The organism is Geomonas diazotrophica (genome assembly GCF_019063885.1).
Classification (GTDB): domain Bacteria; phylum Desulfobacterota; class Desulfuromonadia; order Geobacterales; family Geobacteraceae; genus Geomonas; species Geomonas diazotrophica.
Window position 1 is genome coordinate 4,688,490 of the sequence record NZ_CP077684.1, and the last position, 26,557, is coordinate 4,715,046.

Consider the following 26,557-nt stretch of genomic DNA (forward strand, 5'->3'; position numbering starts at 1 on the left):
ACGAGATGACCCAACAGCTTTTCAGCTCATCGTGGTACCGCATCTGCCGGCTGCAGCCCCGCCTGCGCCGCCATGCCCAGTTGCATCGGCACGAGTACCGGGGCGAGGTGTGGTTCGTACTGCAGAACCACGTCACCGGCCAGCTCTACCGTTTCAGCCCGGTGGTCTACCACGTCATCGGGCTCATGGATGGCAAGCGGAGCGTCGAGGACCTCTGGAAGTTCTCCGTCGATTCCTTCGGGGACGATGCGCCCACCCAGGACGACCTGCTCCGGCTGCTGGCGCAGCTCCACTCGGCGGACGTACTCTTGTGCGACATACAGCCCGACACCCGGGAGCTGTTCCAGCGCGGCGAGAACCTGCGCCAGGGGAAGCTGCGCCAGACGCTCCTGTCGCCCCTTTCCTGGCGCTTCCCGATCTTCGACCCGGACCGGCTCCTGAACCTGCTGCAGCCGCTCTCCCGCGCCATCTTCAGCCCGGTGAGCGGCGTCATCTGGCTTGCCGTCGTGCTCGCGGGGGCGGCGCTCGCCTTCGGGCACCGGGCCGAACTCTCGCACGACGTGCTGGACCGGGTGCTCTCCATGCACAACATCGCGCTCCTCTGGGCGGTGTACCCCCTGGTCAAGTTCTGCCACGAGATCGGGCACGCGCTCGCCGTGAAGAGATGGGGTGGCGAGGTGCACGAGGTGGGGATCATGCTCCTCGTGCTGATCCCGGTCCCCTACGTCGACGCCTCGGCCGCCTCGGCCTTCCCGCAGCGGGGGCGGCGCGCCATGGTGAGCGCCGCGGGGATCATGGCAGAGCTCTTCATAGCCTCGCTGGCGCTCATGCTCTGGCTCTGCGTCGAGCCGGGGTTGTTGCGCTCCGCCTTGTTCAACGCCATGTTCATCGGCGGCGTATCCACCATCTTCTTCAACGGCAACCCCCTTCTACGCTACGACGGCTACTACATCCTCTCCGACCTGCTGGCCATCCCGAACCTCGGGCAGCGCGGGCAGCGCTACGCGGCGTACCTGGTGCAGCATCACCTGTTCGGCCTGAAGAAGCTGGAGGCGCCGCACCTGGCCCCCGGAGAACCGTTCTGGCTCCTCGCCTACTTCGGGACATCGTTTGTCTACCGCATCTTCGTCTACCTCGGCATCGTCCTCTTCATCTCGCAGAAGTTCTTCTTCATCGGGGTGATCCTGGGGGGGTGGGCGCTCGTTTCCATGGTGGCCCTCCCGCTGGGGAAGGCGATCTACTTCATCTGCTTCAACCCCGCCCTGTACGAGCGGCGCCTGCGCGCGGCGTGCACCGCCGCGGCCCCGGTCGCCCTCCTCGTCGCGCTTTTCTGCGCCCTTCCTTTCCCCTGCTGGAGCCGGGCGCAGGGGGTGGTCTGGGTCCCCGAGGAGTCGGTGCTCCGGGCCGGTGCCGGCGGGCTGATCCGGAAGGTGAGCGTGCTGCCGGGAAGCGTGGTGCGACGGGGCGAGACGCTTTTGGAGAGCGACGATCCCGAACTGGAGGCGGAACGCAAGGTCCTGGCGGCGCAGCTCGCCCTGCTCAAGGCGCGACGCGACTCCGAGCTCTTCACCGACCGGCTCAAGGCCCGCATCACCGCCGAGGAGATGGTCCCGGTGCGCGAGCGGATAGCCTGGGTCGACGAGCAGTTGGCGCGGCTCAAGGTGGTGAGCCCGGTGGCGGGTAAGCTGGTCCTGCAGCGCGACAGCGACCTCCCGGGGCGCCACCTGCAAAAGGGGGAGGTGGTCGGCTTCGTGCTGCAGGGGGACCGCCCGACGGTGCGGGTGGTGGTGACCCAGGCGGACCTCGACCTGATCCACACCCGCAGCCTCTCCATCGAGGTGCGCCTGTCGCGCCGGCTGGACCGGAGCATCCCGGCGACGCTGCTGCGCGAGACCCCGGCGGGGCTGGAGCGTCTCCCTTCCACCTCCCTGGGGAGCGCCGGGGGGGGGCGGCTCCCCACCGATCCCAGCGACCGCGACCAGGTGAAGACCTTCGAGAGGACCTTCCAGCTCGACCTCCGGCTCCCGCTGGCGCTCAACGAGGTGAGCGTGAACGAGCGGGTCTATGTCCGCTTCAACTTCCAGCCCGAGCCGCTGGCAAGCCAGTGCTACCGGTCGGTACGGCGGCTGTTCATGAGGCGCTTCGATGTTTGACCTGAGCCTTTTCCCACCCGCGCGCCTGCACGGCCGCTACCCGGAGAACCTCCTGACCGAGTCACGCCTGGAACACGCCCTCCGCGCCGGCCTTGGGAGGCTTCCCCTGGCGGCGACGGTGCGCCCCTCACTCTTGCGGCGCCTGGCCGGGCGGGTGGAGCAGGCCGGCGAGTCCATGCGCCTTCTGGATGATCGCGAACTTGCCGCCGTCGCCCGGACCTTGAAGCCGCAGCTGCGCCGTGCGGGGTTGCGCCGCGACCTCGTGGTCCGCGCCTTCGCCCTGGTGCGCGAGGTGGCGTCCCGGCGCGTGGGCATGCGGCATTACCCGGTGCAGGTAATGGGAGGCTTCGTGCTTTTGCTCGGCATGGTGGCCGAGATGGAGACCGGCGAGGGGAAGACACTCACCGCCACCCTCGCCGCATGCACCGCGGCGCTGGCCGGGATCCCGGTGCACGTCATCACCGTGAACGACTACCTGGCCCGGCGAGACGCGGGGATCACCCGCCCCATCTACGATTTCCTCGGCCTGTCCGTCGGCACCATCGTCTCCGGGATGAGCCCGGCGGCGCGCCGCGAGACTTACGCCTGCGACATCGCCTATTGCACCAACAAGGAAGTGGTTTTCGACTACCTGAAGGACCGCATTGCGCTCGGGAGCCGCCCCGGAGCGATCCAGCTTTCGGTGCGGCGGCTGTGCGGCAAGGGGGGGCAGGCGTCGCTGCTCATGCGCGGGCTTCCCTTCGCCATCGTGGACGAGGCGGACAGCGTGCTGATCGACGAGGCGAGAACGCCGCTGATCATCTCCGGTCCCGGGGCCGAGGTCTCGGACGGCGAGGAGCTCTACCACAACGCCATCGAGACCGCCGCCCGGTTCGAGGAGGGGGCGCACTTCACCATCGACCACGGCAAGAGGACCCTGGAGCTGACCGAGGACGGCAAGGGGCTGATCGCCCTTCTCGCCGCCGTCTTGGGGAGCGCGTGGCAGGGGGCGCGTCGCCGCGAGCAGCTGATCACCCAGGCGCTCTCGGCGTTGCACCTTTTCAAGCTGGACCGCGACTACCTGGTGCACGACGGCAAGGTGAAGATCATCGACGAGTACACCGGCCGGGTCATGGCGGACCGCTCCTGGGAGCTCGGGCTGCACCAGCTGATCGAGGCGAAGGAGGGATTGGCCATCTCGCCGCGCAACGAGACCATCGCCAAGATCAGTTACCAGCGCTTCTTCCGCCGCTACTGCTTTCTCGCCGGCATGACCGGGACCGCCCGCGAGGTTGCCGGCGAACTCTGGTCCGTGTACAGGCTCAACGTGGTCAGGGTAGGCACCAACAAGCCGCTGATCAGGACGGCGCTCCCCTTCCGCTACTACAAGAGCCTCGAGGAGAAGTGGCGAGCCCTGGGTGAGCGGGTGCGGGAGCTGCACCAAAGCGGGAGGCCGGTGCTGATCGGGACCAAGACCGTGGCGGCCTCGGAGGAAGTGAGTCGCAGGCTCTGGCGGGCGGGTGTGCAGCACGTGGTGCTGAACGCGAGGCAGGACGAAAACGAGGCGCAGATCATCGCCGAGGCGGGGAACGCCGGGAAGGTGACCGTCGCCACCAACATGGCCGGGCGCGGCACCGACATCCATCTGGGGCCGGGAGTGAAGGAGCTGGGGGGGCTGCACGTAATAGCGACGGAGTTGCACGATGCCAAGAGGATAGACCGCCAGCTTTTCGGCCGCTGCGGCAGGCAGGGGGATCCGGGGAGTTACGAGGCGCTGGTTTCCTTCGAGGACGAGATTTTCTCCAGGAGGAGCAAGACCCTGGTGGGTGTGGTGGCCTGTCGTTGCGGGGGCGAAGGCGTGTTGGGGCGGGTGGTGGCCCGGCTTTTCTCCGACGAAGTGCAGCGCTGGATGCAGAACGCCCACTTCCACCTGAGAAGCGAGCTGCTCCGGTTCGACGAGCAGAGCGAGAAGAGCATGGCGTTTTCGGGCAAAGGGGAATAAAACCCGTTCTACGTTCTACGTTCTACGTTCTACGTTCTACGTTCTACGTTCCCATTATTCCCATCGCTCCCTCTTCCTTGACGGGAGAGGGACTCAGTGTTTGCCCGCCAACAGCTCTTCGACCGTCCTCCCGTTCACCGTTATCCCCTCCCGCTCCAGCAGCTCGCCGGTTGCCTGCAGATACTGCGTCACGGCGGTGACGTAGTTCACCTGCGCCTTGATCTGGTTGCTGCGCGCCCGCGCCAGGTCGTTCTCCACGTCCAGGACGTCGCGGGCGGTCGCCAGGCCAACCTCGGACTTGGAGATGTAGGCGGAGAGCCGCTCCTCGGCGAACTCCTTCTCCCTGGCCGTCACATCGAGCTGCTTGAAACTGGCATCCATGGCCCGCAGCGCGGAACGCACGTCGGTCACCACCAGCGAATTCAGGTTGTTCAACTGGGTCTTCGACTGGTCCAGCCGCAGCCTGCTCTTCACGTACTCCGCCTCGGCGGCATCGTTGCCCAACGGGTACTCGAACTGCAGCCCGGCGGTCCAGACCGGAGTGTCAGCGCGAACCAGCCGGTTCATATCCTGGTTGTACTGCTCCCCCATGCCGCCGTAGGTCCAGGTACCGTACAGGTTCAGGCCGGGCAGGGTCTTGTTCCTCGCCCCCCGGCGCTGCGTCTCGGCGCTCTCGATCTGCAGCTTCGCCTCGTCCAGTTCCGGCCGCAGGGCAAGCGCCCGCCGGATCCCTTCGGCCTCGTCCGCCGTGACCCTGGTCAGGTCGGGAGCGTCGACCGCGTTGATCTCGCCGGGAGGCATCTGCAGGATCTGACGCAGGAGGTCGACCTGGTCCCGCAGCGCCTTGTCCGCGTCGATGACCTCCTTCTCGCGCGCAGCCACCCCGTACTTCGCGTTCAGGATCTCCATCGGCGGGAGCACGCCGGCCTTGACCCGTTCCTCGATCTCCCCGAGCACCCTGCGGGACAGCCCCAGCGACACCTCCCGCGACCGCAGGTCCTCGCGCAGGCTGTGCAGCTTGAAATACTCGATGCGGATCTGCGCCACCAGGTTCTGGATCCTGCCGGCCACGCGTTTCACCGCCCCTTCCCGCGCCTGCTCAGCGACCACGATATTCAGGTTGGTCACCTGCGGTCCCAGGTTTCTCAATAGCGGCTGATTAAGGGCGAAGGTGACCTCGCTCTGCCAGTAACGGGGATAGGTGGAGGAGCTGTAGTCGGTCTCGTTGTAGTAGTTGTTGAACTGAAAACCGAAGGTGCCGCCGGTGGGGACCAGCCGATTGATGCCGGTGAGGAGCTTCAGGGTCTTTTGCCTGCTGGGCCCGCCGGTGCTGACGGGAAAGGTGTCCGAATCCTGCCACGACGCGCCCAGGGTGAGCCCGGTATTGTAGATGCCGCGGGTCTTGCGCACCTCTGCCTGCGCTATGGCGGCGTTGTACAGTTCCGCCTTCAGGGCCAGGTTCTGTTCGACCCCCAGCCTGACCGCCTGTTTCAACGTGAGATCGACAACCTCCGCCCACGCCTCGCACGGGATCAGCGCGAGGGCTGCTGCAGTCACCAGGGCCGGCACATTCATGCAGATGCTCCTTCTGCCCCGGACGCGTAGAGGAGAGGATGGGCAACTACGAGATATAAGGAGCGTATCACATAACTACTGAATCTGAAGCGGATGTAACTGACATAGCAAAATAATCAACTGTATCAGGGCCGCCTCTGAGTCAGACCATAGATGGATATAAATTACGGCAAGATGGTGAGTAGTCAGAGAACTGTTTTCTTAAAGGGTCTGGCTGGAGACCCCGAGGGGGGGCGGCGTGCCGGGAGATCAGGGTAAAGCCAATACGTTCCCCCCTTTGCGAAGGGGGGACAGGGGGGATTTGTCTTTGAGGTGTGGCGCTTCGTGGGGAAACTGCTTACGTCGTGGTCCACCTTTCGATCAGTTCCTGGAGCTGTGCCAGGTTGAAGGGCTTGCTGAGAAAGTCGTCCATGCCGGCGCTCAGGCAGCATTCACGCGATCCGGCCATGGCATGGGCGGTGAGCGCGATGATAGGCGTGTGCCTGCCGGAGCCGCGCTCCTGCTCCCTGATGGCGCGGGTGGCCTCGTAGCCGTCCAGCTCCGGCATCTGGCAGTCCATGAAAACCAGGTCGTAGGCCTTGCGCGCCAGGGCCGATACCGCCTGGCTCCCGTTCTGGGCCACGTCCACCTGGCAGCCCAGGGCGGTCATCATGGCGTGGGCCACCTCGCAGTTGACCGGGTTATCCTCGGCCAGGAGCACGCGCGCGTCGAACCGCGCTTGGCAGGGGGGATCCTCCAACGGGTTCTCCAGCTCTATAGGAAGGTCCTCGTCCTCGGTCGCGGCCTCGGGGGGGGCGTGCAGGTAGACGATGAAGGTGAACACGGAACCGCGCCCCGGCTCGCTTTCCACCCCGATTTCTCCCCCCATCAATTCCACCAGTTGCTTGGCTATGGCCAACCCGAGACCGGTTCCCCCGTACTTGCGGGTCGTCGAACCGTCGACCTGGGTGAACAGTTCGAAGATGGTCGGCATGGCCTCGGGGGGGATGCCGATGCCGGTGTCCCTCACCTCGAAGCCGACGTAGTGGCCGTTGCCGCTTTTCTCGACCAGGGAAGCCCTGACCTGAACGGAACCCTTCTCGGTGAACTTCAGGCCGTTGTTGACGATGTTGAGCAGCACCTGGCGCAGGCGGTTCGGGTCACCCAGGGCGCGGCGGGGGACGTCGGCGGCGATATGCAGCTCCACCGCCACCCCCTTGCGGCGCCCCACCTCGTGGTACAGCTCCACGGCCCCCCGCACCGTCTCGTGCAGGTCGAAGGGGATTTTCTCGATCTCCAGCTTCCCCGCCTCGATCTTGGAGATGTTGAGGATGTCGTTGATGATGCCCAAAAGCGACTCGCCCGACTGGTGCAGCATCTCGACGTAGCCACGCTGTTTCTGGTTCAGCTCGGTGTGCAGCAGCAGTTCAGCCATCCCCAGCACGCCGTTCATCGGGGTGCGGATCTCGTGGCTCATGTTGGCGAGAAACTGCGACTTCGCGCGGTTGGCCGCCTCGGCCGCCTCCTTGGCCTCCCTGAGTTCGGCGATGATCGCCTTTTGCTGCAGGTTCGCCTTGGAGATCTCCGCGGTGCGCTGGGCGACCTTTTCCTCCAGGTCGCTGTTCGCCGAGCGCAGTTCCGCCATGATGCGGGTGTTTTCGATGGCGAGCTCGGTCAGAGTGCGCACCAGGTGGTCGTGCGCCTCCAGCAGGCGGCGGCGCTCCAGGGCCCTGTTCACCGTGGCCACTACCATCTCGAGGTCGTCGAAGGGCTTGAACAGGTAGTCCTGGGCTCCCAGCCGCAGGGCCTGGACCGCGGTCTCCAGCGACACGTGACTGGTCATGATGATCACATCGGTCCAGGGATGGTCGTCCGCGATGGCGCGCAGGACCTCTATGCCGCCGATGCCCGGGAGGCGCACGTCCAGCATGACCAGCTTGTAGCCTGCCCGGCGCAGCTCTTCCAGGCATTCCTCGCCGCTGGCGACACCTGCGCTGTCGTACCCTTCCTTGCGGAACAGGTCGACCAGGACATCGGTCACCACCTCGTTGTCGTCGACGATCAGTATGTCTCGTCCCGCGCCCATGCAGATCTCCCGGTCAAGAAAGCACATTGGTGGATATTAACAAAAATGGCGACTGCCACAAGCAACTGATTGGATGGAATCAGCCCTGTTTCCTGCCCGCAGCGGCGGCGCAGGTGCAAAAGGAGCCGTCATGGTGCATCAGTTTCTCTTTTCCGGCCGTTCAATCCTCGTGGCGGCCGTTGCATATTGCGTTTGGGGTGCTTAACTTCTGCTGTTGCCTCACGGGCAGACGAGCTCATTGTGGGGAGAACTCTGACAGCAATTCTGACTTCTTTGTCAGAACAACTTCAGTTGAGCGCGACACAGGATTTGGCAGATACTGCAAACACTTCAAGAGGTGCACATGCACGTGTTGGTGATAGAGGACGAGAAGAAGGTGGCCGATGCCCTCAAGGCCGGGCTGGAGGCCGAGCAGTACCGGGTCAGCGTGGCCTACAGCGGTGAAGAAGGTTTCTTCCAGCTGAGCGCCGGTGCCTTCGACCTGGTGCTCCTCGACCTGATGCTCCCCGGGCGCGACGGGCTGGAGATCCTCACCACCATGAGAAAGCGCGGCTTCGATACGCCGGTGCTGATCCTGACCGCACGCGACTCGATCGAGGACCGCGTGCTGGGGTTGGATAGCGGCGCGGACGAGTACCTGGTGAAGCCGTTTGCCTTTCCGGAGCTCCTGGCCCGCATCCGGCTCATACTGCGCCGGGAAAAGAAGGAGGCCCAGGTGCAGCTTTCGCTGGGGGGGCTGGAGATGGACTTGGTGGGGCGGAAGGTGAAACGCGACGGCGAGGGGATCGATCTGACCGTGAAGGAATTCCAGCTTCTTGAGTACCTTCTGCGCAACCGGGGCAACGTGGTGACCCGGGAGATGCTGTCGCGGGACGTCTGGCAGGTGAAGGAGCGTTCGACCCCGCTCGACAACGTGATCGACGTGCACATCGCGCGGCTCAGGCGCAAGGTGGACGGCCCGTTCGAGCGCAAGCTGCTCAAGACGGTCCGAGGACTCGGTTTCACCATGGAGGAAGGGGAATGACCCTCAGGCCGCGCAGCATACGGGTGCGCTTGGCCATCTGGTACGCCGCGGCACTTGCCGCCATCGTCGTTGCCTTCGCGCTGGGTATCTATCTCTTCGTCCGCTCCAGCCTGCTGCGCGAGGTGGATGCGCAACTGGAACGCGACCTCGCGACGGTGAGCCGGGTGCTGCGCGAGGAACCCTTTGAAATCAACGAGCTGGCGCAGCACGGCTCAGTGGAATTTTTCCAGGTAAGCCAGGGAAACGAGGTGGTCGCGGAGACCCCGGGCTGGAGCCGGGAGGTGCTGGAAAAGGCGCTGGCGGGGCTGCCGCACGGCCCGGGACGCTCCTGGCGCTCGCACAGCGGGCAGGCCTTCCGGATCAGGAGCGTCGTCTTGCCGGGGGCGGGGCAGAGTCGGGTGGTCGCCGTAGCCGAGAGCGAACAGACACTGAGAACGAGCCTGGAAAGCATCGGGATGATCCTGCTCTTCGGCATTCCCATAGCCGTGGTGCTGGCGGTAGCGGGCGGCTACTTCCTGGCGGGTCGGGTGCTCAACCCGATTGAGGAGATCACGGCGCTGGCGGGCGCCATCACGGCGGAGCGGCTGTCCGAGCGGCTCCCCGTGGACAATCCCGGCGACGAGTTCGGCCGCCTGGCGCAGATGCTGAACGGCACCTTCGCGCGGCTGGAGGATTCCTTCGAGAGGTTACGACGCTTTAGCGCTGATGCTTCCCACGAACTGCGCACGCCGCTCACCGCCCTCAGGAGCGTGGGGGAGGTTGGGCTGCAGCGGGAACTGGACGCCGCCGGCTGTCGCGAGGTGATCGCCAGCATGCTGGAGGAGACCGACCGGCTCACCAAGCTGGTAGACTGCCTGCTGACCTTGAGCCGCGGCGACGCGGGGGGGCTCACGGTGACACGGGTGCGGGTGGACCTCGCCGAGATGGCGGCGGATGCCGTGGACATGATCGGCGTACTGGCGGAGGAAAAGGGGCAGGTGATCGAGCTGGAGGCAGGAGCTGGGGTCTGCGCCATGGTGAACCCGGAGATGCTGCGCCAGGCGCTGATCAACCTGCTGGACAACGCGGTGAAGTACTCGCCGCCGGGACGCATCGACCTGCGCGTGTACCGGACGGAGCGGGGCGAAGCCGCCCTCGAGGTGCAGGATCAGGGGCCGGGGATAGCGAGGGAGCACCAGGAGCTGATCTTCGACCGCTTCTACCGTGCCGACCCCGGACGATCGCGCGAGCAGGGGGGGGCGGGGCTCGGCCTTGCCATCACGCGGCAGGCGGTGGAGCTCAACGGCGGCAGGATCCAATTGGAGAGCGAGGCGGGGCAGGGCTGCAGGTTCACCATTCTGTTCCCGCTGGTATAAATCACCCTGGACGGGGTAAAAAAGGCGGCGCAGCCGCTACGGAGGAAAAATGAAGAGAGCCATCGTATCAGGATGCACGGGAGCCATTGTCATGCTGTTGGCCGGTGCGGCGCTGGCCGCTGCCGCGGGGGGGATGGACTTCCCGCAGGGAACCGCCACGCCCTCCGAGACCTGCGGCGGTTGCCACAAGGCCATTTACCGCGAGTTCGCCTTCGGTTTTGGCAGCGACCTGCACTACCAGCCGACCACCATCCCTCAGAAGGAAGGGGAGGCGATACCGATGCCGGCAGGGGTTTCGGCAACGGCTACCGCCCACGCCTTCGCCGGGGCCGAACGGTACCCGGTGCATGCCCGGGAGGCAGAGGAGGAGGGACGCTCCTGCAACGCTTGCCACTACCCGGAGCCATTTGCCATCCCCGACATCAACGTGGTCGAGATGACCAAGCCCAAGGCGCGCGGCAAGGAGAAGGAGGCAGTCGGCATCACCTGTGCGAGCTGCCACCTCACACCGGAAGGGAAGATCCGTTCCGCCCATGCCGTCACCGCACCGCACCAGACGGTGGCCGATCCCGCCATTCAGACCTCGGCCATGTGCGCCTACTGCCACAGCATGGGCAAGCGGGCGGTCGGCAAGCAGACCCAGACCTTCCTTGAGTGGCGCGAGGACTTCTTCAAGCCGGGGCTGGGCAAGCAGCAGTGCCAGGACTGCCACATGCCGCGTACCATGCGTAAGGTTGCCGAGGAGTTCGACAACCCCGAGCGCCCCGTGGCGCGGCACCTGTGGACCGGCGGGCGTTCCCAGCAGCGTCTGGCGAGCGCGCTCAGCATGGTGATCAGCCAGCCGACCGAGGGTAAACCTGATCTCGCCTTCCACCTGATCAACATCGGCGCCGGGCACTCGGTTCCGACCGGCTCCAACCGTCGCGCCGTGTACCTGAACATCACGGTCCTGGACCCGATGGGCAAGCCGGTGGCGACCAGGGAATGGATGTTCGCCCCCTCCTACGGTCCCCGGCCGGACGACAGGAAGTTCCTGGAAGAGGACAAGAAGCGGCCCGATGCGGTGGCGGCGAGCCAGGCCGATGCGCAGGGGCCGCACGAGGCGATCATCAGGGCCGGCGAGGAGCGCATCCTCACCTGGACACCCGCACTCCCTTCCGGCGATTACACCGTGAAAGCGCGTCTGATCTACGACCTGAACCGTTACAACAACCGCTCCTTCACCGACGATCAGACCGACATGAACGGGGCCACCCTGGTATTGAAGATCAAGAAGAGCTGACGAGCTGAGGAGCAATACCCGCTGTAAACGGTCGATTGTCAGCGACGCCGCGCGTGTTCCACCGCCCCTCCCCCCTCCGGGGGGAGGACGCCTGGGCAGGTTGCTGGGCGCGCCGAAAAACGACGGCAACGCATGAGTGCCGGCAGGAGTGCTGAAAGATGAGCCAGGTAAAGAGAAGCGGCAGGAAGATCGTGATGTGTGTGGTGGCGGCGCTGGCAATGGTCGCGGCGGCGTTACCGGCCCTGGCCAAGGGGGCGCAGCAGATCGGTTTTGCCAGGGAGGCACCGGGAGCCGAGGCGCGGAGTTTCAGCGCACTGGTCGGGACGTGGCACGTTGACCGGGACGGCTCCCGCCCCGTCTACGCGGTGGATGGTCGGAACTGGGAGCAGGGTGTAATGGCTCCGGGGGGCGCAGGCAAGGCGAAGGCGCTCTACGGAGCGGGTTCCGCGGAATTCCTGGCCGGGCTGGAGCGCTACCGTTACTTTCCGCTGTCGGTCTGCAACGACGTGAAAAGCTTCCGTGGCGGGAGCATCGAGGTGGCCTTCAAGGGGGTGAGCGGCAGGATAGACCAGGCCGCGGGGATTGCCTTCGATATCAAGCCCAACGGCGATTACCTGTTGTTGCGCGCCAACGCGCTGGAGGACAACCTGGTCCTGTTCCGGATGGAGCAGGGACGGCGCGCCACGGTGCAGTGGGCCGGCAAGGTGCCGGTCCCGTCCGGCCAGTGGCACGATCTCAAACTGGTGCTGGAAGGGAAAAGGATCCTGGGATACCTGGACGGGGTCAAGTATGTGGACCAGGCCTGGACCGAACCGGTCAACGGCCGCATCGGTCTATGGTCGAAGGCCGATTCCTACGTTTTCTTCGACAAGTTCACCGTCTCGGAAAAATGACCTGCCGCATGGCTGTTGGAAGGCTGAGGTGGCGGCGCCGGTGTATACGCATCGCCGGCGCTGCCCACCTTGCCTTTTGCGCACCACCTGCTTCATAATGCGCCGGTAACTCTCCTGGAGGAGATATCGATGCCGAACAAGATGAAGCTTTCCGACGCAGACCTCCTCGCACTATTCCACGCCGACCCCGACTTCCAGGCCAACTTTACCCCGCGCCACTACGCCAAAAAGACCCTCGTCTATTCCCCCTTCGAGGAGAAGAACCTCGTGTTCGTGGTGAGAAGCGGCCGGCTCCGCATCTACCTCGCCTACGAGGACAAGGAATTCACGCTCGCGCTGCTGGAAAGGGGCGATGTCTTCAGCACCCATACCCCCGCTTTCGTGCAGGCCCTGGAGGGGACGGAGATCCTGGTCTGCAGCACCGCGACTTTCGGGCGGGCGCTCGCCCGCCGCCCGGAGCTTTCGCTCACCATGGTCAAGGTGCTCGGCGAGCTGCTGCAGAACTCCATCCAGACCATCGAGGGGCTCGCCTTCAAGGACGTCCGGCTGCGCCTGGTGGACTTCCTGCTCGGGGCGGCGGCCGACAGGGGACGGATGACCCCGGAAGGGACCGTGGTGCAGTTGGGCCTCGGTACCGAAGATATCGCCCTCCTGGTCGGCACCACGCGCCAGACCATCTCGCAGATCATCAACGACTTCATCAAGACCGACCTCCTTGTGAAGATCGACCGCAAGACCCTCCTCATCAAGGACCTCGCCGCGTTTAAGACGTTGAAGGAAACCCCGTAACGCCGCGGCTGCGGCCGTCTTTTCTCCAGCCGCTTTCCCCAGACAAACAGCCCCTTTGCAGCAGAACTTCTCCGGGCATCCAATATCCCCCTCTCCCCCCGGGAGAGAGCCGGGGTGAGGGCGTTGCAATCTGTGATGCTTCCGCTTCGCGACACCTCTCCACCCACCGTCCGCCCCCCTCCCCCTCCGGGAGAGGGGACTGGCGGGAGGTCATAATTAATCCCGAAAAAAACATAACTGTCGGCTGCCCGACAGACCGCCACCCGTTTTTCACCTACATTGCCGCCCATGCTGCAACTTGTCTGCAACGGGGAGAGCGCGATGCACATCGAGGTAGAAGAAACGGCAGTCGGGCCGGTGCGGCTGTTCCGCATCAACACCGGGTCCTGCAACGGCTGCGACGTGGAACTGGCGGTGACCTCGGCGGTGACCGAATTCGACGTGGAGCAACTGGGCTGCCGCTACACAGAATCGGCGCACGAGGCGGACATCGTCCTCATCACCGGCCCACTCACCATCCGCGCCAGGGACGAAGTGCTGCGGCTCTACGCGCAGGCGCCACGGGACAAGGTAACCGTCGCTGTGGGCGTTTGCCCGGTGTCCGGTGGCGTCTTCCGCGACAGCTACGCGGTGGACGGTCCGATCGAGCGTCACCTGCCGGTGGACGTGAACATCCCGGGCTGCCCGCCGCGCCCCCAGGCCTTGTTGGCGGGAATCGGCGCAGCGCTGGAGATCCGACGGGCCCGGCGCGATGGCGAGGAGCCGGCCCGAAACCCCGATCACCGGAAGCATCATGGAACCGATAACTTCCCCGCCCGCGGCAGGATGAGCTACGACGCCAAGGCCTGCGTGGACTGCCGCATGTGCCGCCACGTCTGCGCGGCGGGAGCTATCCGCTTCGAGGCGGGAGACGGTGGCGTCCGCCTGACCCTCTGGCACAACAGCTGCGTCTTCTGCGGCCTGTGCAGCCACTACTGCCCCACCGGCGCCCTTTCCGTCACCGGCGACTGGCGCCTCGACCACCGCGCTGCCGATGCTTTCACCCAGATCGAGCGGGGCGAGGTTCCTTACGCACCCTGCACCGGCTGCGGCGAGGCCATCATCCCCACCGCCCCGCAGCTCCTGCACGCCGCCTTCCGCCGCCCCAACCCCGAGATCGAGAAGCTCAAAAACCTCTGCCCGGCCTGCCGGCAGTTGATGAGCATAGGAGTGCCCAGACGATGACTGATTTGACGACCAACGTTGCCGCCGCGCTGGCGATGGCAGCGGGCGAAGAAATAAACGTGCTGTGGCGCCGGGACCGCAAGGGCGTCCTGACCGGCTGGTGCCGCCTCCCCTGCGGCGAGGCGCTGCTCCCGGCGGCCCGCGCCGTGGCGGAACTGGAGGGGCGCCTTGCGATGGTCACCCCCTACCTCCCGGAACGGGCCAAGGAGAAGGGAGAGCGCGAAATCGCCTACCACTTCGACCTGGACGGCGCCACCCTCACCCTCACCGTGGTGCTCCCCCTGGAGTGGGCGCGCGTTCCCTCCCTCACCCCGATCTTTCGCAACTGCGACTGGCAGGAGCGGGAGCTGATGGAACTCTATGACGTCCAGGTGGTGGGGCACCCCGACCCGAGGCGCCTGTTCCTCGACCACACCCTGCCCCACGCCCCCTTCGAGCGCCTGGTCCCCTATTCGACTTTCACCAACGCGGCGACCGGCAAGGCCCTCTGGGACAAGGTGCTGGCGGGCGAACGGGAGGACGCATGACCACGAAAATCATCGAACTGGGGGCGCACCAGTTGGCCCTCGAAGAGCCCATGTATTTCCGGGTGAAGCTGGAAGGGGACCGGGTGGCCGACCTGGACGTCCTGCCGGGACAGGTGCACCGCGGCATGGAGCACCTGGTGATGCGCCGAAACCTCTACCAGAACATCACCCTCCTGGAGCGGCTCTGCTCGCTTTGTTCCAACAGCCACCCGAGCACCTTCTGCGCGGCCGTCGAGGAGGTGGCGGGCATCGCCATTCCGGAGCGGGCCGAGTACCTGCGCGCCGTGGCCGACGAGATCAAGCGCATCGCCTCGCATCTTTTCTGCTGCGCGGTGCAGGCCAACGCGATCGGCGAGACCCCCCTCTTCAGGCGCATCATGGAGGTTCGCGAGATCATGCAGCGCGCCAAGGAGGCGATCTACGGCAACCGGATGGACCTGGCCGCGAACGTGATCGGCGGCGTGCGCTACGATCTCACCCCCGAGGCCGCAGCCTACCTCGCCGGGGCGATGGAGGAGATGAAAAGGCCGCTGGACGAGCTCTACCTGCAGTTCGGCAACAACCCGGCGCTCATGGCCCGCATGGCGTGGGTGGGGGTGCTGCCGCGCGAGGCGGCGGTCGAGTGCGCCGTGGTGGGGCCGGTGGCCAGGGCCTGCGGCATCGACTACGACGTGCGCAAGAAGAGCCCCTACGGTGCCTACGACCGGCTCAAGTTCGAGGTGCCTTCGCAAACGGCAGGGGACGTCCGGGCGCGCAACCTGGTGCGGCTAGCTGAGGCGCGGCAGTCGGTCTCCCTCATCGAGCAGTGCCTGGCGCAACTCCCCGCGGGCCCGCTCTGCGCCGACAACCTCCCCGAGATCCCGGCCGGGGAGGCCATCGCCAAATCAGAGGCGCCGCGCGGCGAGCTCATGTACTACCTGAGGACCGATGGCTCGGACTTCCCGGTGCGGCTCAAGTGGCGCGTCCCCTCCTACATGAACTGGGACGCCCTCAAGGTGATGCTCAAGGGTGAGCCGGTCGGGAACATCCCGCTCATCGTGAACAGCATCGATCCCTGCATCGCCTGCACGGACCGCTAGGGGGCGCCATGCACGAGATCACCCTGGTGACGGGGCTTTTCGAAATCATCAACGAGCAGGTGGCAGTGCGCGGCATCGAGTCCATCTCCAAGGTGCGCCTGAAGGTGGGGGAGCTGGCGGCGGTGGAGCCGATGACCCTTGCCGCCTGCTTCGAGGTGGTGGCACAGGGGACCGTGGCCGAAGGGGCAGAGCTGGAGATCGAGGAGGTGCCCCTTGCCGGCCGCTGCCGTGGCTGCGGGGAACGCTTCAGGATCGTAAATTTCAACTTTATCTGTCCCTGCTGCGCCGGAGGCGACGTCGAGATGACCGGCGGCAGGGAACTGTACCTGGAGAGCCTGGAGGCGAACATTAATCCGGATCGGCCGATGGTTTCTCCCTCGCCCTCCGGGAGAGGGTGGCCGCAGGCCGGGTGAGGGGGGCGCCACGAAGTGAGGAGAGTGCTACTGCAGGCGCCCTCACCCTGGCCCTCTCCCGGAGGGAGAGGGGATGTGGACGAGAGCGGGCGGAAGAGCTTGTGTAATAAGGACATGCAAAGGAGATCACAATGAAGCGACAACGTGAAAATGCCATCGTATTTGCCGACCCCGAGCGCTGTCTCGGCTGTCACGGCTGCGAGTTGGCCTGCGCCGTGGCCCATTCCGGGAGCGGGCTGCACCAGGCGGCGCTCTCGGGGCTCACCCTGAGGCCGCGCAACAAGGTGGTGGCGGCGGGGGGTGTCATGATGCCGGTGCAGTGCCGCCAGTGCGAGGACGCCCCCTGCGCCGCGGCCTGCCCCACCGGCGCCATGCTCCAGGAAAGCGGGCAGGTCGGTGTACGCGAGAAGAACTGCGTCGGGTGCAAGGTCTGCGTCATGGTCTGCCCATTCGGCGCGATAAGCGTGAAGCACGAGGGGAGCGATCCGGAGAGCTTCCGCACCAACGGTGGTATCGCGCGTAAGTGCGATCTCTGCGCCGGCACCGGGCGCGACGTACCGGCCTGTGTCGAGGGTTGCCCGACCAAGGCGCTCTCGCTCATCGACCTGGAAGAGTACCGTCAGACCCTCATCGAGGCGCGGGCCGCCGAGCTGGCCCAGTCGCTACAACATCTCAAATCAAGGAAGGCAAGGATATGACCATGAAGCTCAGCACCGATCCGTCCGCGGCGACCCTGTTGCCCATCGCCAAGAAAGAAGGGATTGCCACCGTCTGGGACCGCCACCGCGCCATGCAGCCGCAGTGCGGCTTCGGCCAACTCGGGGTCTGTTGCCGCATCTGCTGGAAGGGCCCCTGCCGCATCGACCCGTTCGGGGACGGCCCCCAGCGCGGCATCTGCGGCGCCGACGCCGACACCATCGTGGCCAGGAACGTGATCCGCATGATCGCGGCCGGTGCGGCGGGACACTCCGAGCACGGCCGCCACGTGGCGCTCGCCCTGCAGGGTGTCGCCGAGGGAAGGCTCCCTGCCTACCAGATCCGTGACGAGGCGAAGCTGCGCGCGGTTGCGGCGAAGCTCGGCATCTGCACCGAAGGGCAGGACGTACCTGCCATCGCGGCTGCGGTGGCCAAGGCGACCCTGGAGGACTTCCAGAACCAGGACCACGACGCCCCCTGCAACTGGATCGAGGCGACGCTCACGAAGAAACGCCTGGAGCGCCTGCAGGCCCTGCACGTCTTGCCGCACAACATCGACGCCGTGATCACCCAGATCATGGGGCGTACCCTGGTGGGATGCGACGCCGACCCGGTCAACCTGATCCTGGGGGGCATCAAGGGGGCGCTCGCCGACTTCGACGGCATGTGCCTTGCGACCGAGCTCTCCGACGCCCTCTTCGGCTCACCGACCCCGGTGGTCACCGCCGCCAACCTCGGCGTGATCAAGCCGGACGCGGTCAACATCGCGGTGCACGGCCACAACCCCCTTCTGAGCGAGGTGGTCTGCGAGGTCGCGGGGCAGATGGACGAGGAGGCACGCAAGGCGGGCGCCAAGGACGGCATCAACATCGTCGGCATCTGCTGCACCGGCAACGAGGTCATGGTGCGACACGGCATCCCGCTGGCCGCGAACTACCTCTCCCAGGAGCTGGCGCTGGTCACCGGCGCGGTGGACGCCATGGTGGTCGACGTGCAGTGCATCATGCCCTCGGTGAGCGAGATCGGCGCCTGTTTCCACACCGCCGTGATCACCACCATGGCGGAGAACAAGATTCCCGGGGCCACCCACGTGGACTTCAAGGAGGAGGCCGCCCTGGAGAGCGCCCGTCGCATCGTGGCTACCGCGATCGAGGCCTACAAGCGCCGCGACCCGCGCCGGGTGAACATCCCGGACGTGAAACAGACCGCCATCGTCGGCTTCGGCGTGGAGTCCGTGGTGGGTGCGCTGGCGACCTTGAACGCCGCCGACCCGCTCCAACCGCTCATCGAGAACATCGCCAACGGCAACATCCGCGGCATCGCCCTCTTTGCAGGGTGCAACTCGACCCAGGTGGCGCAGGACAGCAGCTTCGTGACCATGGCCAAGAAGCTCGCGGCGAACAACGTGTTGATGCTCGCCACCGGCTGCGGCGCCGGCTCCTTCGCGAAGCACGGGCTGATGACCCAGGAGGCGACGCTGGAGTACGCCGGGGAATCGCTCAAGGGGGTCATGACCGCCATCGGCACCTCGGCGGGGCTGAACGGGCCGCTGCCGCTCGTGCTGCACATGGGCTCCTGTGTGGACAACAGCCGCGCCGTACAGGTGGCGGTGGCCGTGGCCGACAAGCTCGGCGTCGACCTCGACCAGCTCCCGCTGGTGGCCTCCGCGCCCGAGGCGATGTCGGAGAAGGCGGTCGCCATCGGCACCTGGAGCGTGGCGCTGGGCATTCCGACTCACCTGGGCACCATGCCGCAGGTGACCGGCTCGGCCAAGGTGACCGAGCTCCTGACGCAGACCGCTAAGGATCTGCTCGGAGGGTATTTCCTCGTGGAGCTCGACCCGAACCTCGCCGCGGACAAGCTCCTGGAGGTGATCGAGGAGCGCAGGAAGGGACTGGGGATTTAACGGGGCAGGGCGTCGGCGTCCACACCCCCTCTCCCCCCCGCGGACCATAGCCCTTCGGAGGGCGAAGGCCGGGAGGGTGAGGGGATGACCAGCAAGTTTGCATGAAAGAGGGAGAAGGAACTATGTGCGACCATCACAACCACGCGCATGACCACGACCATGAGCATGATCACGATCACGAGCATGATCACCATCACGACCACAGTCACGACCATCACCATCCCCGCCTCCACGCGGTGCCGCAGCGCGGAGCGGGACTGAAGATCGCCATCACCGGCAAGGGGGGCGTGGGGAAGACCACATTCGCGAGCCTCCTTTGCCGCGCCTTTACGGCCGACGGCGCCAGGGTGCTCGCCGTCGACGCCGACCCGGACGCCAACCTGGCCGCGGCGCTCGGCATCCCAGCCGATCGCGCCGAAAGCCTGCAGCCGGTGGCGCGCATGAAGGAACTCGCGGAGGAGCGCACCGGGGCCAGCGGGGGCTACGGCTCCTTCTTCAAACTGAATCCCAAGGTGAGCGACCTGCCGGAGCAGTTCTGCCTGGAGCACGACGGCGTCCGTTTCCTCTGGATGGGGACCCTGGAACAGGGGGGGAGCGGATGCGCCTGCCCGGAAAGCACCCTGGTCAAGCGCCTGATGGGGCACCTGCTCCTGGAGCGTGACGAGGTGGTGATCATGGACATGGAGGCTGGACTCGAGCACCTGGGACGTCGGACGGCCGAATCGGTGGACGCCCTGGTGGTCGTTGTGGAACCGGGGCAGCGCAGCCTGCAGACTGCCCGCCAGATCGAACGGTTGGCGGGCGACCTCGGTATCGAGGAGGTCTTCGTGGTGGGAAGCAAGGTGCGCGACGACGAGGACCGGCGGCTTATCGAAGGGGAGATCCCTTCGCGGCAGCTGCTCGGGACCATCTCCTTCTGCGAGGAGGTGCGCCGCGCCGACCGCGAGAACTGCGCGCCGGACCGGCTCAGCGCACAGGCGCTCAGTGAGGTCCGGAAGATCAAGGAACGCCTGCTCTCGTTGCGGGGGAAGTGACGGCAGGGGAGTCCCCCGCCCCCTTCCCCCTCCCGCAAGGGAACGGGGACTGCAGGAAGAAAAATATTGGGGCAACCTGAAGGGCCGCGCAGCGATGCGCGGCTTTTTTTCAGTTTCTGCCCAAACCTGCCGAAGAGTTGGTGGTCAACCAGCGGCTTGACTTGCCCGGCCCCACAGCGTATTTTATTCGAAAAAATCTATATTCGAAACTGGAAGAAGGGAGGTGCGCCTTGCAACCCACCATACTGCTCGTGGATGACCTGCAGATGTTCCTCGAAATCGAGAGGGATTTCTTCAAGCATACCGATGTGAACATCGTCACGGCGCGCGACGGCGTGGAGGCTCTCGAGGTGGTCAAGAGCGAGAAGCCGTCCCTGGTCTTCATGGACCTGCAGATGCCCAACATGGACGGGGCCGCCTGCTGCCGGGCCATCCGCTCTCATCCGGATCACGCCGACGTCCCGGTGGTGATCATCTCCTCCACGTCGGTGCAGCAGGACAAGGACGACTGCCTTGCCGCCGGCTGCAACTATTTCCTCACCAAGCCTGCCGGGCGGGACCGCTTCCTGGAGATCGCCCGGGAGTTCATTCCCGGCATCGACCGGCGCGAGAGGCGCCGCCCCTGCAGCCTGTCCGGGACCCTGCAGCTCAACGGCGAGGCATCTTCCTGCACCCTGTACGACCTCGGTGTGGACGGGACTTACGTGGTCACCGACCTCCCCGCCAAGTCCGGCAACGTGGTGAATCTCTCCTTTACCCTTCCCGATGGCACCCTGGTGGATTCTCCCTGCAAGGTGATCTGGTCCGGCGAGAAGACGGCGCTGCGGCCCAAGGGGCTTGGACTGAAGTTCGCCCTGCTCCCCAAGCCGATCCGTTCCGCCCTGGCCCGGTCGCTGGAAAGGCTCTAGCGACATTCCCTTTTGACCTGGCTGGGGCTAAGTGGTATAAATAGGCGCTCGGCACCCCGCGGCGCCTAAGCCCCGGCAGGTCTTAAGGAAAATCATGAAACTGCTCCACAATCTGAACCCTCCCCAGCAGGAGGCGGTGCTGCACGGCGAGGGACCGATGCTGGTCCTTGCCGGCGCCGGCTCCGGCAAGACGCGCGTCATCGTGCACCGCATCGCCTACCTCATCCACGAGCGGGGAGTCCCACCCTGGCAGATCCTGGCCGTAACCTTCACCAACAAGGCCGCCGGCGAGATGCGCGAGCGCATCAAGCACATGCTGGGGGAGGGGGACGCTCCTCTCGTCTCCACCTTCCATTCCACCTGCGCCCGCATCCTGAGAAGCGACATCAAGAGCCTCGGTTACGACTCGAACTTCGCCATCTACGACGACAAGGACTGCGAGCGCCTTTTGAAGGACTGCGCCGCCGAGCTGAACCTTGACGAGAAGCGCTACCCGGTGAAGCTCTTGGGGAGCGCGATCGACGAGTTCAAGAATCAGGGGATGAGCCCCTTCGACGTCCCGGCGGATTCCCCCTACCAGGCGACCCTGGCCCGGGTCTACCGCTGCTACCAGGAACGCCTGAAGCGCTGCAACGCGGCCGACTTCGGGGACCTGCTCCTTTTGACCGTGCAGCTCTTCGAGGAGCACCCGGAGGTGCTGGACAAGTACCTGCAGCGCTGGCGCTGGATCATGGTGGACGAGTACCAGGACACCAACCCCGTGCAGTACCGCCTGGTCCAGCTTCTGGCCGGCGCCCGCCAGAACCTTTGCGTGGTGGGTGACGACGATCAGTCCATCTACGGCTGGCGCGGGGCGGATATCCGCAACATCCTGGAATTCGAGAAGGATTTCCCCGGGGTCAAGGTGGTGAAGCTGGAGCAGAACTACCGCTCCACCAAGACCATCCTGGACGGCGCCTGGCACGTGGTGCAGAAGAACAGGGGGAGAAAGCCCAAGCGCCTCTGGACCGACAACCCCGAGGGCGAGCGCATCGTGTACCGGACCCTCCCCAACGAGTGGGAGGAGGGGCGCACCGTCTGCCGGGAGGTCGAACGTTTCCTCGCCGAAGGGGGCGATCTCTCCGAGGTTGCTGTCTTTTACCGGACCAACGCCCAGTCCCGCGTCATCGAGGAGGCCCTGGTCGGGGCCCAGATCCCGCACCACATGGTCGGAGGCGTGCGCTTCTATGCGAGGCTCGAGGTGAAGGACATCCTCGCCTACCTGAAGGTGCTGGACAACCCTTCCGACGACGTGGCGGTGAAGAGGATCATCAATACGCCGCCGCGCGGCATCGGCAACACCACGGTCCAGAAGATCTCCGATTTCGCCAACGAAAAGGGGCTCCCTTTCTACGACGCCATGCTGGAAGGGGCCTACGGGCCGCTGCTCCCCGCCGCCGCCCGGGGCAAGGTCGCCGCCTTCGTCAACGAGTTGGAGGGGTACAAGAGCCTGAGCGAGAAGCTCCCGTTGTCCGAGCTCACCGCCGCCGTCATCAACGATTCCGGCTACTACGCCCGCCTGAAGACCCAGCGGACCGACGAGGCCCAGGAGCGGATCGACAACCTGCAGGAGTTGGTGACCGCCATGCAGACCTACGAGAGTGGGCCGGGCGAGCACGGGCTGGCCGATTTCCTGGAGCGGGTCGCGCTGGTCTCCGACCTGGAGCACGAGGGGGAGGGGAAGAAATCCTCCGCCACGCTGATGACCCTGCACTCGGCCAAGGGGCTGGAATTCCAGCTGGTCTTCATGATCGGCATGGAGGAGAAGCTCTTCCCCCACGTGCGCGCCCTGGAGAACCCGGAGCAGATGGAGGAGGAAAGAAGGCTCTGCTACGTGGGGATGACCCGCGCCAAGAAGCGCCTGTTCCTTCTGAACGTGCGCCGCCGCCACATCTTCGGGCAGGAGCAGATGAACGCCCCCGCCCGCTTCATCGCCGACATCCCCAGGGAACTCCTGGACAGCGGCGACCTTTGGCAGCGCCCCGAGCCCTCCCGCGACTTTTCTGCCTCCTCCCACAACCTCGCCGCCCTGTTCGAGGACGAGATCGAGCCGGAGTTCGAGGACAACGAGGTGCGCATGGTCCCCGACGATGAGGACGACAGCATCTGGGTCGGCATGAAGGTGCGCCACGCCCAGTTCGGGCCGGGGACCATCAGGAAGATAGAAGGGGAGGGGGACAACCAGAAGGTGATCGTCTGGTTCAATTCCCTGGGGGGGCCGAAGAAGCTCCTGGTGCGCTTCGCCGGGCTTGAGCGGGCCTGAAAACCGGTATATAGTTTAGTATCCGTCACTAATGAGAATAACAAGGAGACAACCCATGAGAAAACTAGCCGTCTTCATGATAGCCATGCTGCTATTCTCCGGATGCACCCACTACAAGAGCCAGTACGTTTCCTTCAGGCCGCCCGAGGCGTACCAGAACCACCTGGAACAGTCGGGCGTTTCGCTGGGCGGTGAGGCGTATGCGACGCCGGACGCGGCGGAGAAGGCCTTCGGCTTCGACATCAAGGGAGCGGGGCTGTTGCCGGTCATGCTGGTCATGGACAACAAGAGCGGCAAGACCCTGGAGCTCATGGCCGGGCAGACCTTCCTGGTGGACGAGGGGGGGAACTACTGGCCCATGGTCACCAACAAGGTGGCCTTCGACCGGCTGGAGAGCTCGACCCAGTTCGCCTCCTTCTTCGGCAAGGGGGCCGGCAAGGGTGCCCTGCTCGGGGCCGCGGCAGGCACGGTCCTCGGGGCGGCGTTGGGGATCGTTTCCGGCAGGAGCGTGGCCGGGTCGCTCGGCAAGGGTGCCGCACTCGGTGCGGCAGGGGGCGCCGTCATCGGCGGCACCCAGGAGGGGACCTCCAACGACCGCGAGAACCGTATCTCGGACGACCTGAGGAGCAAGGGGTTGGAGGGTAAGCCCATCCCGGCCGACAGCCTCTCCAACGGTTTCGTTTTCTTCCCGGGCGAGGCCCCGAGCGCCAAGGAGCTGAGGCTGCAGTGGCGCGAGCGGGAGACCGGCTTGGTGCAGAAGCTGATCCTGCCGCTCAACGTGCGCAAATAGGTGCCTGGGGCGCAGGTGGGGCTGGCTCCGCCGGCTGCCTGCCCCCTTGGCTGAAACGCGGATAGGGGCTCACCGGCCCCTATTCGTTTGTGCGGTATCCCTCACCCCTGCCCCTCTCCCGGAGGGCGAGGGGGGGACGGGCGCGCCGCTGTGGGCAAGTGCCCTGATGGTTCTTTACCCTCGCCACCGAGGGTCTATGGTCCGGGGGCGGGAGAGGGTGGCCGAAGGCCGGGTGAGGGCGCTGGCCCGGGCCGTGGAGCTGCTGGAAGGAGACCAAGTTTGGAAAAACCGATCATAGCCGTCACCATGGGCGACCCGAGCGGCATCGGCCCTGAGATCATCGCGGCGGCGCTCGCCGACCCCGCCGTCACCAAACTGTGCCGCCCCCTGGTGCTGGGCGACCGCGCCGCCATAGAGCGCGGCATAGCCGTGGCCGGGGTCGACCTCACGGTGGTCTCGGCGCCGGACCTGGTACCCCCGGCCGATCCGCTGCCCGGAACCCTCTACCTGCGCGAGCTCTCTACCCTTGCCCCCGAGGAAATGGTCTTTGGCAAGCCCGGCCCGGCCGGTGGCGACGCCTGCTACCGCTACATCTGCGAGGCGGCCACGCTCTGCATGGACGGGGTTGCCGCGGCCATGGCGACTGCTCCCATCAACAAGGAGTCGCTGAACAGCGCCGGGCACCGCTTTCCGGGGCACACGGAGCTGCTGGCCGAACTGACCGGCGGACAGGAGGTGGTGATGATGCTGGCGGGGGACCGCCTCAGGGTCACCCTGGTCACCATCCACGAGGCGCTTTCCCGCGTCCCCGAGCTGGTCACCTTCGAACGGGTCCTCTCCACCATCAGGATCACCCACGACTCGCTCTCCCGCTGGTTCTGCAAGTCTCCCCGCCTGGCCGTGCTGGCGCTCAACCCGCACTGCGGCGAGGGGGGGATGTTCGGCGACGAGGAGAGCAGCATCATCGCACCGGCCGTGGCCGCGGCCCGGGAAGAGGGGATCGACGCGGTGGGACCGCTCTCGGCGGACACCCTGTTCCACTTCGCGGCCCAGGGTGGCTACGACGCGGTGGTCTGCATGTACCACGACCAGGGGCTCATCCCGCTCAAGCTTCTGCACTTCGACGACGGGGTGAACGTCACCCTCGGCCTCCCCATCATCCGCACCTCGGTCGACCACGGCACCGCCTACGACCTCGCCGGGACCGGCAAGGCGAGCCCCGCCAGCATGAAGGCCGCCCTGGTCATGGCTTCCCAGATGGCGCAGACGGGGCAGGAAAACCAGTAAAGGAACCGCTGCTATGAAATGGAAGAAATACCTCATCTGGGGCGCCGGTCTCTGCGCCGTGTACGCGGTCTACGTCTCCGTCTCGCTCTTTTTCCTCCCGCCGGTCACCGCGCTCAAGGACAAGAAGACCAACCTGACCATCCAGGTCAAGGACTGGCAGGGGAACTACCACCCGTTGGTGGTCGGCCCCAAGAACCGCTACTGGGCCCCCCTGTCGCAGATCCCTTCCGAGATGAAGTGGGCGGTGATCCTGGCCGAGGACGCCTCCTTCTACAAGCACGAGGGGATCGACGTCAAGGCGATCAAAGAGGCGATCAAGTACGACCTTGAGAAGCAGAGCTTCGCCCGCGGCGCCTCCACCATCACCCAGCAGGTGGCCAAGAACCTGTTCCTCTCCCGTGAAAAGACCCTGACCCGCAAGGCCAAGGAGCTCTACCTGGCCAAGCGGATGGAGCAGGAGCTCACCAAGGGGCGCATCATCGAACTCTACCTGAACGTGATCGAACTGGGCCCCATGGTGCACGGCATCGGCCACGGTGCGCGCTACTACTTCGGCAAGTCACCGGCCGCGCTCACCCCGCGCGAGTGCGCCTTCCTGGCCGCCATGCTCCCGGGGCCGCGCGTCGCCTACAACCCGTACAAGAACCTGGACAAGGTGCTCAAGCGCTCCAACATGATCCTCAAGCTCCTGGCCAACAAGGGGGTGCTCTCCTCCGGCGAGTACCAGGCGGCCCTGGCCGAGATGCCCAACGTCGGGCGGATGCAGAGGAAGGTCGACGAGAGCATCAAGCAGGTCGAGGTCATGGCCAACCGCACCAGCGCGACCGTCCCGCAGGGGCTTGTCTCCGAACCGGACAAGGGGCAGGGCGAGCCCGCCGGCGCCCCGGCCGAGCAGCATCCGGCGGCAACGGAACCTGCACCGGAGAAGCCGCAGGACGGTGCCGCCCCGGCGAAGGAAGGGGCGCCCCAGGAGAAGCAGTAGGACCGTGCCGCCGGACCGGTCAACCCGGCTCCAGAAGCCCAGGCAACCGCCCACTACAAGGCTCCGCCCCAACCCACACCAATCTACTTCCGCCCCCGGCCCTCTCCCCCCGGGAGAGGGCCGGGGGGAGGGTGCAGCGATCAGCCACGGCAGCATTTCTGGCAACAACCCTCACCCCTACCCCTCTCCCAGGGGGCGAGGGGACAGGCCTGCCTGCCTCTCACAGCTCTCACAGCTCCCACAGCTCCCACAGCTCCCATAGCTCCCATAGCTCCCATAGCTCCCATAGCTC

Annotated in this window: 21 protein-coding genes; 19 read left to right on the forward strand and 2 right to left on the reverse strand. The window is 65.8% G+C overall.

Annotation, left to right across the window (positions count from 1 at the left end; all coding sequences use genetic code 11):
- Positions 1 to 5: 5 nt before the first annotated feature.
- Positions 6 to 2,153, forward strand: a complete 2,148-nt coding sequence (locus KP003_RS20740) for a peptidase M50 (protein WP_216497003.1) — start codon at positions 6 to 8, stop codon at positions 2,151 to 2,153.
- Positions 2,146 to 4,134 (forward strand): preprotein translocase subunit SecA, encoded by a 1,989-nt coding sequence (locus KP003_RS20745; protein WP_216497002.1) that lies wholly within the window; start codon positions 2,146 to 2,148, stop codon positions 4,132 to 4,134. Before KP003_RS20740 ends, KP003_RS20745 begins: the two co-directional genes overlap by 8 nt.
- 93 nt (positions 4,135 to 4,227) lie before the next feature.
- Here the strand turns inward: KP003_RS20745 and KP003_RS20750 are convergent, their stop codons facing one another.
- Positions 4,228 to 5,709: a TolC family protein gene (locus KP003_RS20750; RefSeq protein ID WP_216497001.1), complete on the reverse strand. Its 1,482-nt coding sequence runs from the start codon at positions 5,707 to 5,709 to the stop codon at positions 4,228 to 4,230.
- A 337-nt stretch (positions 5,710 to 6,046) separates the two neighbouring features.
- Positions 6,047 to 7,774 carry a response regulator gene (locus KP003_RS20755; RefSeq protein ID WP_216497000.1) on the reverse strand — a complete coding sequence of 576 codons (1,728 nt, stop codon included), beginning with the start codon at positions 7,772 to 7,774 and terminating at the stop codon, positions 6,047 to 6,049.
- 343 nt (positions 7,775 to 8,117) lie between these two features.
- Here KP003_RS20755 and KP003_RS20760 point away from each other — a divergent pair, with 343 nt between their 5' ends.
- The 17 genes from KP003_RS20760 (at position 8,118) to KP003_RS20840 (ending at position 26,265) form a co-directional block, all read left to right on the forward strand.
- A complete protein-coding gene (locus KP003_RS20760) occupies positions 8,118 to 8,798 on the forward strand; it encodes a response regulator transcription factor (protein ID WP_216496999.1) in 681 nt (226 codons plus the stop codon).
- Positions 8,795 to 10,153: a sensor histidine kinase gene (locus KP003_RS20765; RefSeq protein WP_216496998.1), complete on the forward strand. Its 1,359-nt coding sequence runs from the start codon at positions 8,795 to 8,797 to the stop codon at positions 10,151 to 10,153. The genes KP003_RS20760 and KP003_RS20765 overlap by 4 nt, the downstream gene beginning before the upstream one ends.
- Before the next feature lie 49 nt (positions 10,154 to 10,202).
- A complete protein-coding gene (locus tag KP003_RS20770; protein ID WP_216496997.1) occupies positions 10,203 to 11,435 on the forward strand; it encodes a hypothetical protein in 1,233 nt (410 codons plus the stop codon).
- Positions 11,436 to 11,593: 158 nt separating this feature from the next.
- Entirely contained in the window at positions 11,594 to 12,328 is a 735-nt protein-coding gene (locus KP003_RS20775) for a LamG domain-containing protein (RefSeq protein WP_216496996.1), read from the forward strand.
- Positions 12,329 to 12,457: 129 nt separating this feature from the next.
- Entirely contained in the window at positions 12,458 to 13,117 is a 660-nt protein-coding gene (locus KP003_RS20780) for a Crp/Fnr family transcriptional regulator (protein ID WP_216496995.1), read from the forward strand.
- Between the two features lie 321 nt (positions 13,118 to 13,438).
- The gene (locus KP003_RS21745) at positions 13,439 to 14,341 is read left to right on the forward strand and encodes an NADH-quinone oxidoreductase subunit B family protein (RefSeq protein WP_216496994.1); all 903 of its coding nucleotides are present in this window, start codon (positions 13,439 to 13,441) and stop codon (positions 14,339 to 14,341) included.
- Positions 14,338 to 14,868, forward strand: a complete 531-nt coding sequence (locus KP003_RS20790) for an NADH-quinone oxidoreductase subunit C (protein ID WP_216496993.1) — start codon at positions 14,338 to 14,340, stop codon at positions 14,866 to 14,868. Before KP003_RS21745 ends, KP003_RS20790 begins: the two co-directional genes overlap by 4 nt.
- Complete coding sequence (locus KP003_RS20795) at positions 14,865 to 15,947, forward strand: hydrogenase large subunit (RefSeq protein ID WP_216496992.1); 1,083 nt, start codon at positions 14,865 to 14,867, stop codon at positions 15,945 to 15,947. Before KP003_RS20790 ends, KP003_RS20795 begins: the two co-directional genes overlap by 4 nt.
- 8 nt (positions 15,948 to 15,955) lie before the next feature.
- Positions 15,956 to 16,360 carry a hydrogenase maturation nickel metallochaperone HypA gene (gene hypA / locus KP003_RS20800; RefSeq protein WP_216496991.1) on the forward strand — a complete coding sequence of 135 codons (405 nt, stop codon included), beginning with the start codon at positions 15,956 to 15,958 and terminating at the stop codon, positions 16,358 to 16,360.
- A gap of 131 nt (positions 16,361 to 16,491) precedes the next feature.
- The gene (locus KP003_RS20805) at positions 16,492 to 17,058 is read left to right on the forward strand and encodes a 4Fe-4S dicluster domain-containing protein (protein WP_216496990.1); all 567 of its coding nucleotides are present in this window, start codon (positions 16,492 to 16,494) and stop codon (positions 17,056 to 17,058) included.
- Positions 17,055 to 18,962, forward strand: coding sequence for an anaerobic carbon-monoxide dehydrogenase catalytic subunit (cooS, locus tag KP003_RS20810; RefSeq protein WP_216496989.1), 1,908 nt, complete (start codon positions 17,055 to 17,057; stop codon positions 18,960 to 18,962). The genes KP003_RS20805 and cooS overlap by 4 nt, the downstream gene beginning before the upstream one ends.
- A gap of 122 nt (positions 18,963 to 19,084) precedes the next feature.
- Positions 19,085 to 19,996, forward strand: coding sequence for an ATP-binding protein (locus tag KP003_RS20815; RefSeq protein WP_236026669.1), 912 nt, complete (start codon positions 19,085 to 19,087; stop codon positions 19,994 to 19,996).
- Between the two features lie 230 nt (positions 19,997 to 20,226).
- Positions 20,227 to 20,904, forward strand: a complete 678-nt coding sequence (locus KP003_RS20820; protein ID WP_216496988.1) for a response regulator — start codon at positions 20,227 to 20,229, stop codon at positions 20,902 to 20,904.
- 94 nt (positions 20,905 to 20,998) lie between these two features.
- The gene (locus KP003_RS20825) at positions 20,999 to 23,206 is read left to right on the forward strand and encodes an ATP-dependent helicase (RefSeq protein ID WP_216496987.1); all 2,208 of its coding nucleotides are present in this window, start codon (positions 20,999 to 21,001) and stop codon (positions 23,204 to 23,206) included.
- 55 nt (positions 23,207 to 23,261) lie between these two features.
- Entirely contained in the window at positions 23,262 to 23,996 is a 735-nt protein-coding gene (locus tag KP003_RS20830; protein ID WP_216496986.1) for a glycine zipper family protein, read from the forward strand.
- Between the two features lie 306 nt (positions 23,997 to 24,302).
- The gene (gene pdxA, locus KP003_RS20835; protein ID WP_216497195.1) at positions 24,303 to 25,283 is read left to right on the forward strand and encodes a 4-hydroxythreonine-4-phosphate dehydrogenase PdxA; all 981 of its coding nucleotides are present in this window, start codon (positions 24,303 to 24,305) and stop codon (positions 25,281 to 25,283) included.
- A gap of 13 nt (positions 25,284 to 25,296) precedes the next feature.
- Complete coding sequence (locus KP003_RS20840) at positions 25,297 to 26,265, forward strand: transglycosylase domain-containing protein (RefSeq protein WP_216496985.1); 969 nt, start codon at positions 25,297 to 25,299, stop codon at positions 26,263 to 26,265.
- The last annotated feature ends 292 nt before the right edge of the window (positions 26,266 to 26,557 follow it).